Consider the following 15,032-nt stretch of genomic DNA (forward strand, 5'->3'; position numbering starts at 1 on the left):
GCCCTGCCCCTTTATTGATATGTCACAAAAGGGGGATGAGCTGGCTGTGGTCTGATGGGATCCGCCCCGGTGCGCTCGGGGTGGCGAGGAACGAAAGGAGCGAGTGTGAATTCCGAGTTGATCTGGGTGCTCAGCATGCTGGTGGGCGCCATCTTCCTGTTTATTACCAACAAGGTACGCATGGATGTGGTGGCCTTGCTGATCATCATACTGTTCGTGGTGAGCGGCACCCTGACCCTGCCGCAGGCCCTGGCAGGCTTCAGTGATCCCAACGTCATCCTGATCGCCGCCCTGTTCGTGGTGGGGGAGGGGCTGGTGCGCACCGGCATCGCCTATCAGGTGGGGGACGCGCTGGTGAAGGTGGCTGGCAGCAGCGAGACCCGCATGCTGGTGTTGCTGATGGTGGCGGTGGCCACCCTGGGCGCCGTCATGAGTTCTACCGGCGTGGTGGCCATCTTCATCCCCGTGGTGCTGAGCGTGGCGAACCGGATGGGGATCCCGCCCGGGCGACTGATGATGCCGCTGGGTTTTGCCGGCCTCATCAGCGGCATGATGACCCTGGTGGCAACGCCGCCCAACATGGTGGTGAACAGCGAGCTGATGCGCCACGACATTCACGGCTTCGGCTTCTTCAGCTTCACTCCCATGGGGGTCATCATTCTGGTGATGGGGATCCTCTACATGCTGCTGATGCGCACCTCCCTGGTGCGTGACGAGGAGGAGGGGAAGCACAAGCAGAGCGGGCGCAGCACCATGCGCGATCTCATTCGCGACTATCGGCTGGCCGGGCGAGCGCGTCGCCTGGCACTGCGGCCCGACTCCCCCCTGATCGGCCAGACCCTCGACGAGCTGCAGCTGCGAGCGCGCTACGGGGCCAACGTCATCGGGGTGGAGCGCTGGCGCAAGTTCCGCCGGGTGATGGTGACCGTCTCCGGCGTCACCGAGTTTCAGGCCAAGGACGTGCTGCTCATCGACATGTCCGATCCCGAGGTGGATGTGCGGGAGTTCTGCAGCGAGGCGCGGCTCGAACCCATGATACTGCGCGGGGAGTACTTCTCCGATCAGGCGCGGGAGGTGGGCATGGCCGAGGTGTCGCTCATCCCCGGCTCCCGTCTGCTCGGCAAGAGCATCCGCGAGGTGGCGTTTCGCTCCCACTACGGCCTCAACGTGGTGGGGATCCGTCGCGCTGGCGAGGCGCTGACCGGCAAGCTGGTGGACGACGCCCTGCAGATGGGGGACACCCTGCTGGTGGTGGGGAACTGGAGCCTCATTCGCCAGCTGCAGACCCATCATCGCGACTTCCTGTTGCTGGGCCTGCCCGCCGAGGTGGACGAGATGGCGCCGGCCCGCAGCCAGGCCATTCACGCCCTGATCGCGCTCGGGGTCATGATAGTGCTGATGGTGACGGACCCCGTGCCCAACGTCATCGCGGCGCTCATCGCCTGCCTGATGATGGGCAAGTTCCGCTGCATCGATCTGGAGAGCGCCTACAAGTCCATTCACTGGCCGACCCTGATCCTCATCGTCGGCATGCTGCCCTTCGCGCTCGCGCTGCAGCAGACCGGCGGGGTGGATCTCATCGTCGGCGCGCTGATCTCGGCGGTGGGGGAGATGGGGCCGCGGGTGATGCTGGCCAGTCTGTTTGTGCTGTGCGCCGTCATCGGCCTCTTCATCTCCAACACGGCGACGGCGGTGCTGATGGCGCCCATTGCGCTAGGCACGGCGCAGCAGATGGGCATCTCCCCCTATCCCTTTGCCATGACGATCGCCATCGCCGCCTCGGCGGCCTTCATGACGCCGGTCTCCTCGCCGGTCAACACCCTGGTGCTCGGGCCCGGCAACTACAGGTTCGTGGATTTCGTGCGCATCGGCGTGCCCTTCACGGCGCTGGTGATGGTGGTGAGCGTCATCGCCATCCCCTGGTTCTTCCCGTTCTGACGGCATCGATGAGAAAGGCGGCCTGCGGGTCGCCTTTTTGTTGACTGACTCTCAGGGACAGGATCGGAGGGGGTTCAGGGAATATGTTGGCGTGTAAACGGGGGAAGAGAAACATCGGGAGGCAAACGCTGGATACAAAAAAACCAGCCTAGGCTGGTCTGTTTGGTACTGCTTTCGATGGTGCGGAAGGAGAGACTCGAACTCTCACGCCTAGGGCGCCAGAACCTAAATCTGGTGCGTCTACCAATTTCGCCACTTCCGCAAGAATAATGGTGGCTATGACGGGATTCGAACCTGTGACCCCCGCATTATGAGTGCGATGCTCTAACCAACTGAGCTACATAGCCGTCTTGTGCACGACTTTCGTCGAATACAAGCAAAAATGGCTGGGGCACTAGGATTCGAACCTAGGTATGGCGAGATCAAAACCCGCTGCCTTACCGCTTGGCGATGCCCCAACAGTGTTCTTTGCAATCACTTGATTGAAGGAACGTTTTTTAAATGGTGGCTATGACGGGATTCGAACCTGTGACCCCCGCATTATGAGTGCGATGCTCTAACCAACTGAGCTACATAGCCATTGCTATCAACCACCGGAGTGGAAGAGAACAGAAAAATGGCTGGGGTACTAGGATTCGAACCTAGGGATGGCGAGATCAAAACCCGCTGCCTTACCGCTTGGCGATACCCCAACAGCGATGCCTGACAGAGACTATCAAACATCTTTTAAAAATGGCTGGGGCACTAGGATTCGAACCTAGGTATGGCGAGATCAAAACCCGCTGCCTTACCGCTTGGCGATGCCCCAACAAGGATGCCTGACAGAGACTATCAAACATCTTTAAAAAATGGCTGGGGTACTAGGATTCGAACCTAGGGATGGCGAGATCAAAACCCGCTGCCTTACCGCTTGGCGATACCCCAACTAGAGATGGTGGCTATGACGGGATTCGAACCTGTGACCCCCGCATTATGAGTGCGATGCTCTAACCAACTGAGCTACATAGCCAACCTTGCTTCCAGTGCTTCGTTGCCTCATCACTGTGCGGCCGGAATTATGCGTATCTGGCTCTGGGGCGTCAACCCTTTTTTCCCCAGAAAAACGCAAAAGCGGTGTGTTTGGCGACTTCTTCGCCCGTGCTGCACAAAAGCCCAACAATTCTCGCATTTTCAGCCCTTGCCGAGGCATTTTCGGGTGAGTGTCACCCGGGGGCGGCAGGCCAATAGAGGGTCCCGGCAGCATGGAACCGGATGAGGGCGTGGCGGGACAAGAGAGTTAATATCAGCGAAATCATGCCGTTGCTTTCATTTGTTGCCTGTTTTTCGCGCCGTCACTCGAGCCGCTGCATTCCGCCCAGCCAGAGGTGGGCACCAAACCTGCTAGGTGGGGTGGTCTTTGACGACAAGAGAGGAAAACGCCTGTTCAGGGGCCAAGCCGGCCTGCCACCTCCTCTCTGGCTGGCGATGACAGTGGTTTTCAACGATGGCGCCCTGTTTTTGGCTGAAACCGCGATCTTCTCTACGCGCTCGAGGGCAGGCAACGTGCCAGCTGTCTTTGCCTTCGTGAGTGCGTGGGCATCTTCCTGCGTGCTGGCCTCGATAAGAGAGGATGAGTGGAGGCAATGTCTTGTACAGTAGTTTTAATGTTAATTATTTGTAGAAACTCTTTTGATAATGAGTTGAGAGCGCCTGCGTATTGAATTCAAAAAAGATTTTGGTTGGCAGGCCAGCGAGGGTCAATGTGGACCTTGGCCATAAGGAGTCCTGTGCGAGCGACTGAACTAAAATGATACTCGCAAGTCCAGCCCATTGGCTGGACAGAGGACGTTGATATGAAAACGTTAAAGCTTGCCTTGCTAATAGCAGCACCGCTATTTCTCGCCGCCTGCTCCTCCTCGCCCATTCCCGATGATCCCACTTCATCGGGGGGGGCTTCCTGGGAAGAGATGAGAAGTCCTTATGGCAAAGGAGGGGGTCGAAATTACTTTGTGGCTATCACGCCACAGGTTGATCAGAGAGAAGTCGTTGTTGTAACAAGATAAGTGTACAGCCCTGGCTCGCTTCCCCGGGGCCTACACCGTTGTTCTTCCCCGTCTCGGCATACTCTTCCCCAGCGAAAAGCCCGCTCTCTCCCATCCCGATATCTGAAGAGATCACCCAGAGTGCTTTCTTCAGGATCCGTCTGTTTCGTGGACATTCGTTTTATTGATTCCTGCCCCACGCATGCCACAAAGCGGCGATCTCGCCTTGTGCGCTGGAAGCGGCAATATGGGAGCAAGAAAAGGCATTGAGAGAAGGGGGTGAGCAATCCCGATGACGTACAGAGGGGCGCCGTTGCAGGGGATGGTGATTGGTGGGGGAGATGGAAGGCCGGCTGGCCGGGATGACTGATGAGGGCGGGACTATGGTCGCAGCCTGACAGCAAGCGGGGTTGCTTCCTGGCTCGAACGGTGCCGAGCTCAGGGAGCAACCCCGCCATCAATGCGCTTTGATGGCGCAGGTGATTACACGTTGAACAGGAAGTTCATGATGTCGCCATCTTTGACGATGTAGTCCTTCCCTTCGGCGCGCATCTTGCCCGCTTCCTTGGCGCCTTGCTCACCCTTGTAGGTGATGAAGTCGTCGAAGGCGATGGTCTGGGCGCGGATGAAGCCTTTCTCGAAGTCGGTGTGGATCTTGCCTGCCGCCTGCGGGGCAGTGGCGCCGACCGGAATGGTCCAGGCGCGTACTTCCTTCACCCCGGCGGTGAAGTAGGTTTGCAGGTTCAGCAGCTCGTAACCGGAGCGGATCACCCGGTTCAGGCCCGGCTCTTCGATGCCCAGATCCGCCATGAACTCGGCGCGATCTTCGTCGTCCAGCTCGGCGATGTCCGCCTCGATGGCGCAGCAGACCACGACTACCACGGCGTTCTCGGCGGCGGCGATCTCACGCACCTTGTCCAGGAAGGGGTTGTTCTCGAAGCCGTCTTCCGCCACGTTGGCGATGTACATGGTGGGCTTGAGGGTCAGGAAGTTGAGGTGGGCAACGGCGTCCAGCTCCTCCTTGTCCAGCTTCATGCCACGGATCATCTGGCCGTTTTCCAGTGCCACCTTGATCTTCTCCAGCACTTCCACTTCTAGCTTGGCATCCTTGTCGCCGCCCTTGGCACGCTTGGACTGGCGGTTGATGGCGCGCTCGCAGGCGTCCAGGTCGGAGAGGGCCAGCTCGGTGTTGATCACCTCGATGTCGTCGGCCGGGGAGACCTTGCCTGCGACGTGAACGATGTTCTCGTCTTCAAAGCAGCGCACCACGTGGCCGATGGCCTCGGTCTCACGGATGTTGGCCAGGAACTGGTTGCCCAGGCCCTCGCCCTTGGAGGCTCCGGCGACCAGGCCGGCGATGTCCACGAATTCCATGGTGGTCGGCACGACACGCTGCGGATTGATGATGGCCGCCAGCTGGTCGAGACGAGGATCCGGCATGGGAACCACACCCGTGTTCGGCTCAATGGTGCAGAACGGGAAGTTGGCGGCTTCGATGCCGGCCTTGGTCAGCGCATTGAACAGGGTGGATTTGCCTACATTGGGCAGGCCCACGATACCGCATTTAAAACCCATGGATTGTTACCTTACTTGATGGATGCTGTTTGAGGGCCGCGCGGGCGACCCGTCGTGTTGTTCGCGCCTGGCGTCTTGCCAGGCTCCGTGTTCAGACTTTCTCGGCCTTGAAACTGTGCAGGCGGTTCATGGCCTTGGTCATGTCCTGCTTGAACAGGATGTCGGTGGCGCGCAGGGACTCGTCCAGTGCGGCTTCGATCAGGCTCTGTTCACTGCTGGGTGCCTTGGTGAGCACGAAGCCGGCGACCAGCTCCTTGGCACCGGGATGACCTATCCCCAGACGCAGCCGGAAAAAGTTATTGTTGTTGCCCATCCTGGCGATGATGTCCTTGAGGCCGTTGTGGCCACCGTGGCCGCCACCCTGCTTGAACTTGGCGATGCCGGGGGGCAGGTCAAGCTCGTCGTGGGCCACCAGGATCTCTTCAGGGGCTATCTGGTAGAAACGCGCGAGCGCTGCCACGGCCTTGCCGGAGAGGTTCATGTAGGTGTTCGGGATGAGCAGGCGTACATCCTGCCCGTCCACCAGGATGCGGGCGGTGTGGCCGAAGAACTTGGACTCTTCGCGCAGGCTGACATTGTGCCAGCGGGCCAGCTGCTCCACATACCAGGCCCCCGCATTGTGGCGGGTCTTGGCATATTCGGGGCCGGGATTTCCCAGCCCGACAATCAGTTTGATTTGACTTGTCACGCTTGATGTCTTCACTCGCTACTTGCCATGAGCGGATGGCCCGGGGCAATGGGACGCAATATTCTAGCCGCCGACTGGCGATCACTCAACCAAAGTGCGGCAACGGTCAGCGAAAAGCCGGGATCCTGTGGTCATGGGCTGGCCCCTGATGGTTTTTCACGTCGACATGTTGGTGTCTGCCCGGCGGCCTGGGGGCGAAGCGCAAGCGCCGTGGCATCAAGCGTGAAGTGGGAAGCCGGGGTCAGCTTTGCGGGCGCAGGTGTGGCCGCTCAGGTCGGTGGGGATCCCGGGAGGTTGCGGTGTGCAGGAGACCAAAAAAACAAAAACCGCCGTTCGGCGGTTTTTGTCACAACGGGGTCTATCAATGCTCGAACATGGCAGAGATGGACTCTTCGTTGCTGATACGACGGATGGCCTCTGCCAGTACGGAAGAGAGGGTCAGCTGCTTGACCTTGCCGACTGCCTTCATCTCCGGGGTGAGCGGGATGGAGTCGGTGATGATCAGCTCGTCGATCACGGAGTTCTTGATGTTTTCAACGGCAGTGCCGGAGAAGACAGGGTGGGTCGCATAGGCGAACACGCGCTTGGCACCGCGCTCTTTCAGCGCTTCGGCGGCCTTGCACAGGGTACCACCGGTGTCGATCATGTCGTCGACGATGACGCAGTCACGGCCGGCTACGTCGCCGATCAGGTGCATGACCTGGGAGACGTTCGGGCGGGGACGACGCTTGTCGATGATGGCGATGTCGGTGTCGTCCAGCAGCTTGGCGATGGCACGGGCACGGACCACGCCGCCGATGTCCGGCGACACGACCACGGGGGATTCGAGGTTCTTGGCCTTCATGTCTTCCAGCAGCACAGGGCTGCCGAACACGTTGTCGACGGGGACGTCGAAGAAGCCCTGGATCTGCTCGGCATGCAGGTCAACGGTCAGCACACGGTCCACACCCACGCTGGAGAGGAAGTCGGCGACGACCTTGGCGGTGATGGGCACACGGGCGGAGCGGACGCGGCGGTCCTGACGGGCATAACCAAAGTAGGGGATAACGGCAGTGATACGGCCAGCTGAAGCACGACGCAGTGCGTCCACCATGACGATCAATTCCATCAAATTGTCGTTGGTCGGGGCACAGGTGGATTGAATGATGAAGATATCGCCACCGCGTACATTCTCGTTGATCTGTACGCTGATCTCGCCGTCGCTAAAGCGACCTACGGCAGCATTGCCGAGTTTGATAAACAGGCGATCTGCGATCTTCTGGGCTAGTTCCGGCGTTGCGTTACCAGCAAACAGCTTCATGTCAGGCACGGTTTGAAACCTCGGGGTTGCATCCAGTATGTGGGGAGTCTGATTCCAGACCCGGATCGTTTGGGGGCAAACGATTCAGCAAGATGACGGACAAGGTCACAGCACAGGAAAAATGGCCCCGCATCACCCCCTACAGGGTGGGTGGACAGGGGGGCGTCCACCTCTGATGCGTCATCATGCCAGTTTGGCTGGGGTACTAGGATTCGAACCTAGGAATGGCGAGATCAAAACCCGCTGCCTTACCGCTTGGCGATACCCCAATCACTGACTTGTTGCAAAGTGGCGAAGAGTGGTGATATGTTCTCGCCCTTGGCGACAAACCCATCCCAGCCTTCCGGCACTTTGGCCAACACCTTCCGAGCAGCCATTTCGTCTTCAAATTGAGCAAAGACGCAGGCGCCAGTGCCCGTCATTCTTGACGGCGCGTATTCTAGCAACCAGCCGAGCGCATTGGCAACCTCGGGGTGGCGCTTTTTCACCAGCAATTCGCAATCGTTTTTCCACTCTCCGTCCAGCAGGTTGTGCAATGCCATTTTCGGGGTATTTCTCGGCAGATCCGGATCCTGGAACACGGCCGCCGTTGCGACATGGCAGTCTGGCTTGAGCACCAGATACCAGGCAGAAGGCACCTCGACCGGCTGCAATCGTTCACCCACCCCCTCGGCAAAGGCGGCCTTGCCGCGCACGAACACCGGCACGTCGGCGCCGAGTTGCACGCCGAGTTCGGCCAGCTCGTCTTCACTCAAGCCGGCTTGCCAGAGGTGGTTCAAGGCCACGAGGGTGGTGGCCGCATCGGACGAGCCGCCGCCGATGCCGCCACCCATGGGCAGCACCTTCTCCAGCCGGATGTGGGCCCCCTGGGGGCTTGGCAACCTGGCCTGGAGCAGGCGGGCGGCGCGGATGATGAGGTTCTGCTCATCGGGCACGCCGGGGATCGCGGGGCTCAGGGTGAGCTGGTCGCTGGCCGGGATCGGCTCGAACGCGAGCCAGTCGCCGTGATTGAGGAAGATGAACAGGGTCTGCAGCTCGTGGTAGCCGTCGGGGCGGCGACCGTTGACGTGCAGGAAGAGGTTGAGCTTGGCCGGTGCAGGCCAGCGGATCTGGCCCGGGCTCATCATGGTGCTGTGCTCCTGGGTCATCACTGTGCCAGCGTCCACTGGTTGATCTGCAGCTTGAGGCGGCTCTCCTGACCCGTCATGGTCAGCAGGTGCGGCAGGCGGTAACCGTCCTGATCCCGGTAGTCGCCATAGACGATCTGCCACTGGCCATCGCGCACGCTGGCGAGGCTGGCGTCGGGGTTGAGTTCGAACTCGGCGTTGCCCGGCAGCCCCTTGATCCACTCCGGCAGCCCGGCCACCGGGATGTGCCAGCCGGTGAGCTGGTAGACGAGCGCCTCGGCATCCTGGCTCTGGTGCAGCTTGCCGTCGTTGTCGAGCAGGCTCACCTCCCCCTTGTTGCGGGAGAGCTCCAGGATGTGGGTGCCGATGAGGCTGGTGAGGTTGAGGCGGTAGTCGTCGCCGTTTTGCTGCCAGTTGAGGCGGGCGCTGCCCTTCTGCCGGGCGGTGATGATGGCCATCTTGCCCGACAGCTGCCAGTGGGTGAGGCGCTCGAGACGGGCTCGCTCCTGCTGCCAGTTGACCTGATCCCGCTGGGGTTGAGTGGTGGTACAGCCCGCCAGCACCAGCAGGCAGGCGAGGGAGAAGATACGCAAGAACAAGGTCGTGCTCCGAACAAAAGGTTTGCCACAGTATACGGGGCGGCCGTATCGCTTTTAAAGACTTACCCTTTCTCGTACAATTGTCGGCCTTTACACCCTGTGCATGAAACGATCATCACCCATCCATGAGTCTGCTTGCCCTCGGAATCAACCACAACACCGCCAGTGTCGCCTTGCGGGAGCGGGTCGCCTTTGGCCCGGACCGCATCGATCGCGCCCTGCGTGAGCTGGTGGAGCAGCCTGGCGTCAGCGAGGCGGTGATCGTCTCCACCTGCAACCGCACCGAGCTCTACTGCAGCCTGGAGCAGGGGCAGGGGGAGCAGGTCCTGAACTGGTTGCAACGCTTCCACGAACTGGAGGCGAGCGAGGTGCTCTCCGCCATCTACCAGCACAGGGACGAGGAGGCGGTGCGCCACCTGATGCGGGTCGCCTGCGGCCTCGACTCCCTGGTGCTGGGGGAGCCGCAGATCCTGGGGCAGATCAAGCAGTCCTACGCCCATGCCCAGCAGGCGGAAGCGGTGAAGGGATCCCTGGAGCGGTTGTTCCAGAAGTCCTTCTCGGTGGCCAAACGGGTGCGGACCGACACCGAGATCGGCGCCAGCGCGGTCTCGGTGGCCTTCGCCGCCGTGAGCCTGGCCCGGCGCATCTTCTCCGATCTCTCCCAGACCAAGGTGCTGCTGGTCGGTGCCGGCGAGACCATCGAACTGGTGGCCCGTCATCTGCGCGAGCAGAACGTCACCCGCATGATGGTGGCGAACCGCACCCTGCAGCGGGCCCAGCTGCTGGCCGAGGAGTTCGGTGCCCAGGTGATGACCCTGGAGGAGATCCCGGACTACCTGCACGAGGCGGACATCGTCATCAGCTCCACCGCGAGCCCCTTGCCCATCCTCGGCAAGGGCATGGTGGAGCGGGCGCTGAAGGCCCGCCGCTTCAGGCCCATGTTCCTGGTGGACATCGCCGTGCCTCGCGACATCGAGGCCGAGGTGGACGAGCTCTCCGACGCCTACCTCTACACGGTGGACGATCTGCAGGGCATCATCGAGCAGAACCTCGAGACCCGCAAACGGGCGGCCGCCGAGGCGGAGCTCATTGTCCAGGAAGAGCGCGACGACTTCATGGGCTGGTATCGCAGCCAGCACTCGGTGGATCTCATCCGCGATTATCGCCACCAGTCCCAGCAGGTGGCCGACGAAGAGCTGCAACGCGCCCTGCTGGCCCTGCAACAGGGCGAGCATGCCGAGCAGGCCCTCAAGGCACTGGCGCACCGCCTCACCAACAAATTGATCCACGCACCGACCCAGGCCCTGCGCCAGGCCGCCGCCCAGGGGGATACCCACAAGCTGGCCCAGCTGCGTCAGGTGCTGGGGTTGTCACAAGAGTCATAGTGTTGGGGCGGCCCCCTGGCCGTCCCGTCCTCCATCGAGAATCCAAGAGTTATGAACCCGTCATTGATCAGAAAGCTGGAAGGCCTCATCGAGCGCCACGAAGAAGTACAGGCCCTGCTCGGGGAGCCCGGGGTCGCCTCGGATCAGGACAGATACCGCGCCCTGACCCGGGAATATGCCCAGCTGGAAGACATCGTTCACGGCTTCCAGCGCTTCCGTCAGGCGGAGGAGAACCTCGAAACCACCCGGCTGATGCTGGAAGAGGAGGATGCCGACCTGCGCGAGATGGCGCAGGAGGAGTTGCCGCTGGCCAAGGCCGAGTTCGAGGCCCAGGAGCAGGCGCTGCAGGTGATGCTGCTGCCGCGCGACCCCAAGGATGACAACAACTGCTATCTGGAAATCCGCGCCGGCGCCGGTGGCGACGAGGCGGCCATCTTCGCGGGGGATCTGTTCCGCATGTATTCGCGCTACGCCGAACGCCAGGGGTGGCGCGTCTCCATCGTCAGCTGCAACGACGGCGAGCACGGCGGCTACAAGGAGGTGATCGCCAAGGTGGATGGCGAGCATGTCTACGGCCGTCTCAAGTTTGAATCCGGTGGTCACCGGGTACAGCGAGTGCCGGAGACCGAATCCCAGGGGCGGGTCCACACCTCCGCCTGCACCGTCGCCGTGTTGCCGGAAGTGCCGGAAGCCGAGCAGATCGAGATCAACCCCTCCGAACTGAAGATCGACACCTTCCGCGCCTCCGGGGCCGGCGGCCAGCACGTCAACAAGACCGACTCCGCCATCCGCATCACCCACCTGCCCACCGGCCTGGTGGTGGAGTGCCAGGACGAGCGCTCCCAGCACAAGAACCGCGCCAAGGCGATGTCGGTGCTCTCCGCCCGCCTGCAGGCGGCCGAGGATGAGCGCCACCGCGCCGCCGAGCAGAGCACCCGCCGCAACCTGGTGGGCTCCGGCGATCGCTCCGAGCGTATCCGCACCTACAACTACCCCCAGGGGCGCCTCTCCGAGCACCGCATCAACCTCACCCTGTATCGCCTCGGCGAAATCCTGGAGGGGGATCTGGACTGCGTCATCACCCCCCTGGTGCAGGAGTATCAGGCCGATCAGCTCGCCTCCCTGGCCGAGAGCAACTGATGCAGATCCAGCAGGCCCGCGCCCACATCTTGGCGACGTTGGCCTCCGGGGAGTCCCCCCGCGCCGATGCCGATGCCCTGCTGTGCCATCTGCTGGAGTGTCGGCGCAGCTACCTGATGACCTGGCCGGAGCGCGAGCTCGATGCGGCCCAGCAGGCGACCCTGCAGGGCTGGCTGGCGCGCCGTCTGAACGGCGAGCCCATCGCTCACCTCATCGGGGAGCGGGAGTTCTGGTCGCTGCCGCTGAAAGTGAGCCCGGCGACCCTGATCCCGCGCCCGGATACCGAGGTGCTGGTGGAGCAAGCGCTGGTGCGGCTGCCGAGCGGCCTTTGCGCCCTGCTGGATCTCGGTACAGGTACCGGCGCCATCGCGCTGGCGCTCAAGTCCGAGCGACCCGATGCCGATGTATGGGCCGTGGACAGGATGCCGGAGGCCGCCGCCCTGGCCCGCGCCAACAGCGCCGCGCTGGGCTTGCCCGTCACGGTGCGGGACGGCAGCTGGTTCGAGCCGCTCTCGGGCGCCCCGCGCTTTGCGATGATCGTCTCCAACCCCCCCTACATCGACGGGGCGGACCCGCACCTCGATCAGGGGGACGTGCGCTTCGAGCCCCGCTCCGCTCTGGTGGCGGACGAGCAGGGACTGGCGGATATCCGCCTTATCGTGGCAGGCGCACCTGCCCACCTGGTTCCCGGTGGCTGGCTACTGCTGGAGCACGGCTGGGATCAGGGGGCCGCAGTGCGTCAACTCCTGCTGCAGCAGGGCTACGGCCAGGTGGAAACCGTGCGCGATTACGGTGATAACGAGCGAGTGACCCTGGGGCGGCTGGCTCGGTGATGATGACGGGCGGGAGGCTCCCGCCCTGGTGCAAGGAACTGTTATGTATGTTGCTCTCAAGCATCTGCACCTCGCCCTGATAGCCGGGGCCGTGCTGATGTTCATACTGCGCTTTTACTGGTTGCAGACCGGCTCCGCTCTGGCAGGGGGCGCCCGCACTCTCAAGGTGAGCGGCTGGCTCAACGGCCTGGTGGTGCTCACCGGCGTGCTGCTCTGCATGTTGCTGGGCCTCAATCCCTTGAACAACGCCATCCCCTGGCTCGCGGAGAAGCTGACCTCGGTGCTGGTGGTGGTGTTCCTGGCCATGATGGCCCTGCGCCTGGCACGCAGCAACGGCATTCGCTGGTTTGCCTTCCTGGGGGCCCTGGGGTGGATCTTCTTTATCGCCAAGCTTGCTGTCCTGAAACAGGCCAGCCTGTTCGGTTAGGGATGACGACGATGATACGCGTGGACGAATGGACCGATTTCGAAGCCCATGACATCGCCGAGCTGGCGCTGTCGGTGAGCGACGAGATCCGGGGGCAGGGTGGGAGCGGGGAGGCCGAACTGGCCCGCCTCGACGCCTGGCTGGACGAGGCGATTGCCGAGGGGGACTGCGACGAGGTGCGCCGTCAGCTGTTGCAGGGGTTCTACCAGACCCTGGGGTTTCGTGGCGACTGGCAGGATTACTTCTCTTCGGCCAATTGCGACCTGAACCAGGTGCTGACCAGACGCAAGGGCATACCGGTGAGCCTTGGCATTCTCATCATCCAGCTGGGGCGCAAGATCGGCCTGGATGTGGAGGGGATCTGCTTCCCCGGCCACTTCCTGCTGAGCTTCGCCGGTCTGGACGGGGAGGTCTATGTGGACCCCTTCAACGGTGACGAACTGAGCCGGCACCGCATTGAGCTGCTGCTGCGCGGTGCCCTCGGCAACCTGGCCATCCTGAGCGACGATCATTTGCAGCCTGCGGGCCAGTGGGAGATCATCGAGCGCCTGCTCAACGTCAGCAAGGGCGCCCTGCTGCGGGAGGAACGGATGACAGAGGCGCTGCGTTGCAGCGAACTGCTGCTGCGCATGAAGCCCGGCGATCCGCTGGAGACGCGGGACCGGGGCTTCATCTATGAGCAGCTGGACTGCCCGCGCTTCGCCGCCGACGATTTCGAATATTTTATCGAGCAATGCCCGGATGACCCTGTGGCCGATGTGCTGAAAACCCAGCTGGCCACGCTGGATCTGACCCCCAAGCCCCTCCATTGAGGAAGGGGCGAGATGAAACGTATCAAGGTCGACGTGCCCAGGCACAGCGGCTTAGCTTGGATTCGAACTCCAAGTCCCTTCACTGAGGAAGCCTGAGATGGAACAGAAGAATATCAAGGTCAATGGCATCGACGTCGCCAACGACAAGCCCTTCGTGCTGTTTGGTGGCATGAACGTGCTGGAATCCCGCGACATGGCCATGGCGGTGTGCGAGAAGTACGTGGAAGTGACCAGCCGGCTGGGCATCCCGTTCGTGTTCAAGGCGAGCTGGGACAAGGCCAACCGCTCCTCCATCCACTCCTACCGCGGCCCGGGTCTGGAAGAGGGGATGAAGATCTTCCAGGAGCTCAAGGCAACCTTCGGCATGCCGGTCATCTCCGATCTTCATGAACCGCACCAGGCCAAGGCGGTCGCGGAAGTGGTGGACGTCATCCAGCTGCCCGCCTTCCTGGCGCGCCAGACCGACCTGGTGGAGGCCATGGCCCGCACCGGCAACGTCATCAACATCAAGAAGCCGCAGTTCCTGAGCCCGAGCCAGATGAAGAACATCACCGACAAGTTCGAGGAGTGCGGCAACGATCGATTGATCCTGTGCGAGCGCGGCGTCAACTTCGGTTATGACAACCTGGTGGTCGACATGCTGGGCCTGGGCGTCATGAAGAAGAGCACGGGCGGCTACCCCGTCATCTTCGATGTGACCCACTCCCTGCAGTGCCGTGACCCCATGGGCGCCGCCTCTGGCGGTCGCCGCGAGCAGGTGGCCGAGCTGGCCCGTGCCGGCATGGCGGTGGGCCTGGCGGGTCTGTTTATCGAATCCCACCCTGATCCCAAGGTGGCCCGTTGCGACGGCCCGAGCGCCCTGCCGCTGGAGAAGCTGGAAGGCTTCCTCAAGCAGATGAAAGCCATCGACGATCTGGTCAAGGGCTTCGAGCCCCTCGACACCTCCGTCTGATCCCTCCGCTTTCCCGGACAACAATGCCCCGCCATGCGGGGCATTTTTTTATATTGAATATTCGAATGGCACTTGTTGTTGTCATATAACACCCATGTTTCCGTGGTGTTAATGATGTTAAATATGTTGTGTGATTGATGTCTCTTAATTGCCCTTTTTGACGTGCAAGAGTAGCGACCGTCTGGATGGTGAAAGGTATGAAGCGGGTGGGATAGCCAACTATCTCGCCGCGGAT

The 15,032-nt window shown here is 61.8% G+C and carries 12 protein-coding genes and 9 tRNA genes; 7 read left to right on the forward strand and 14 right to left on the reverse strand.

Annotated elements, in window-relative coordinates:
- The first annotated feature begins 105 nt into the window (after nt 1-105).
- Entirely contained in the window at nt 106-1,938 is a 1,833-nt protein-coding gene (locus J9885_RS17060) for an SLC13 family permease (protein WP_210550161.1), read from the forward strand.
- Between the two features lie 178 nt (nt 1,939-2,116).
- Here J9885_RS17060 and J9885_RS17065 read toward each other — a convergent pair.
- From J9885_RS17065 to lolB, 14 genes are all read right to left on the reverse strand, one after another.
- Nucleotides 2,117-2,200, reverse strand: a tRNA-Leu gene (locus J9885_RS17065).
- An 8-nt stretch (nt 2,201-2,208) separates the two neighbouring features.
- Nucleotides 2,209-2,285, reverse strand: a tRNA-Met gene (locus J9885_RS17070).
- A 36-nt stretch (nt 2,286-2,321) separates the two neighbouring features.
- Nucleotides 2,322-2,396 (reverse strand) — tRNA-Gln (locus J9885_RS17075).
- Between the two features lie 44 nt (nt 2,397-2,440).
- Nucleotides 2,441-2,517 (reverse strand) — tRNA-Met (locus J9885_RS17080).
- A gap of 38 nt (nt 2,518-2,555) precedes the next feature.
- Nucleotides 2,556-2,630, reverse strand: a tRNA-Gln gene (locus tag J9885_RS17085).
- Between the two features lie 41 nt (nt 2,631-2,671).
- Nucleotides 2,672-2,746, reverse strand: a tRNA-Gln gene (locus tag J9885_RS17090).
- 41 nt (nt 2,747-2,787) lie between these two features.
- Nucleotides 2,788-2,862: transfer RNA gene (locus tag J9885_RS17095), tRNA-Gln, on the reverse strand.
- A gap of 8 nt (nt 2,863-2,870) precedes the next feature.
- Nucleotides 2,871-2,947: transfer RNA gene (locus J9885_RS17100), tRNA-Met, on the reverse strand.
- A gap of 1,495 nt (nt 2,948-4,442) precedes the next feature.
- Nucleotides 4,443-5,534 carry a redox-regulated ATPase YchF gene (ychF, locus tag J9885_RS17105; protein WP_043762075.1) on the reverse strand — a complete coding sequence of 364 codons (1,092 nt, stop codon included), beginning with the start codon at nt 5,532-5,534 and terminating at the stop codon, nt 4,443-4,445.
- A gap of 91 nt (nt 5,535-5,625) precedes the next feature.
- Nucleotides 5,626-6,222 (reverse strand): aminoacyl-tRNA hydrolase, encoded by a 597-nt coding sequence (gene pth / locus J9885_RS17110; RefSeq protein WP_210550162.1) that lies wholly within the window; start codon nt 6,220-6,222, stop codon nt 5,626-5,628.
- A 361-nt stretch (nt 6,223-6,583) separates the two neighbouring features.
- Nucleotides 6,584-7,531, reverse strand: coding sequence for a ribose-phosphate pyrophosphokinase (locus tag J9885_RS17115; RefSeq protein ID WP_010673845.1), 948 nt, complete (start codon nt 7,529-7,531; stop codon nt 6,584-6,586).
- A 185-nt stretch (nt 7,532-7,716) separates the two neighbouring features.
- Nucleotides 7,717-7,791, reverse strand: a tRNA-Gln gene (locus tag J9885_RS17120).
- Nucleotides 7,771-8,670, reverse strand: coding sequence for a 4-(cytidine 5'-diphospho)-2-C-methyl-D-erythritol kinase (gene ispE, locus J9885_RS17125; RefSeq protein WP_246876999.1), 900 nt, complete (start codon nt 8,668-8,670; stop codon nt 7,771-7,773). Before ispE ends, J9885_RS17120 begins: the two co-directional genes overlap by 21 nt.
- Nucleotides 8,670-9,248: a lipoprotein insertase outer membrane protein LolB gene (gene lolB, locus J9885_RS17130; RefSeq protein WP_210550163.1), complete on the reverse strand. Its 579-nt coding sequence runs from the start codon at nt 9,246-9,248 to the stop codon at nt 8,670-8,672. The genes ispE and lolB overlap by 1 nt, the downstream gene beginning before the upstream one ends.
- A 125-nt stretch (nt 9,249-9,373) precedes the next feature.
- Between lolB and hemA the strand changes: the two genes are divergently transcribed.
- The 6 genes from hemA (at nt 9,374) to kdsA (ending at nt 14,797) form a co-directional block, all read left to right on the forward strand.
- Nucleotides 9,374-10,633 (forward strand): glutamyl-tRNA reductase, encoded by a 1,260-nt coding sequence (hemA, locus tag J9885_RS17135; RefSeq protein WP_210550164.1) that lies wholly within the window; start codon nt 9,374-9,376, stop codon nt 10,631-10,633.
- Between the two features lie 51 nt (nt 10,634-10,684).
- Nucleotides 10,685-11,773: a peptide chain release factor 1 gene (gene prfA / locus J9885_RS17140; protein ID WP_043762070.1), complete on the forward strand. Its 1,089-nt coding sequence runs from the start codon at nt 10,685-10,687 to the stop codon at nt 11,771-11,773.
- Nucleotides 11,773-12,606, forward strand: a complete 834-nt coding sequence (gene prmC / locus J9885_RS17145) for a peptide chain release factor N(5)-glutamine methyltransferase (RefSeq protein WP_210550165.1) — start codon at nt 11,773-11,775, stop codon at nt 12,604-12,606. The genes prfA and prmC overlap by 1 nt, the downstream gene beginning before the upstream one ends.
- 43 nt (nt 12,607-12,649) lie before the next feature.
- Nucleotides 12,650-13,033: a SirB2 family protein gene (locus J9885_RS17150; RefSeq protein ID WP_134696349.1), complete on the forward strand. Its 384-nt coding sequence runs from the start codon at nt 12,650-12,652 to the stop codon at nt 13,031-13,033.
- An 11-nt stretch (nt 13,034-13,044) separates the two neighbouring features.
- Entirely contained in the window at nt 13,045-13,845 is an 801-nt protein-coding gene (locus tag J9885_RS17155) for a tetratricopeptide repeat protein (RefSeq protein WP_210550166.1), read from the forward strand.
- Between the two features lie 97 nt (nt 13,846-13,942).
- A complete protein-coding gene (gene kdsA, locus J9885_RS17160) occupies nt 13,943-14,797 on the forward strand; it encodes a 3-deoxy-8-phosphooctulonate synthase (protein ID WP_043762065.1) in 855 nt (284 codons plus the stop codon).
- The last annotated feature ends 235 nt before the right edge of the window (nt 14,798-15,032 follow it).

Origin of the sequence: Aeromonas sp. SrichE-2G (genome assembly GCF_017939565.1) — a bacterium.
Lineage (GTDB): Bacteria > Pseudomonadota > Gammaproteobacteria > Enterobacterales > Aeromonadaceae > Aeromonas > Aeromonas taiwanensis.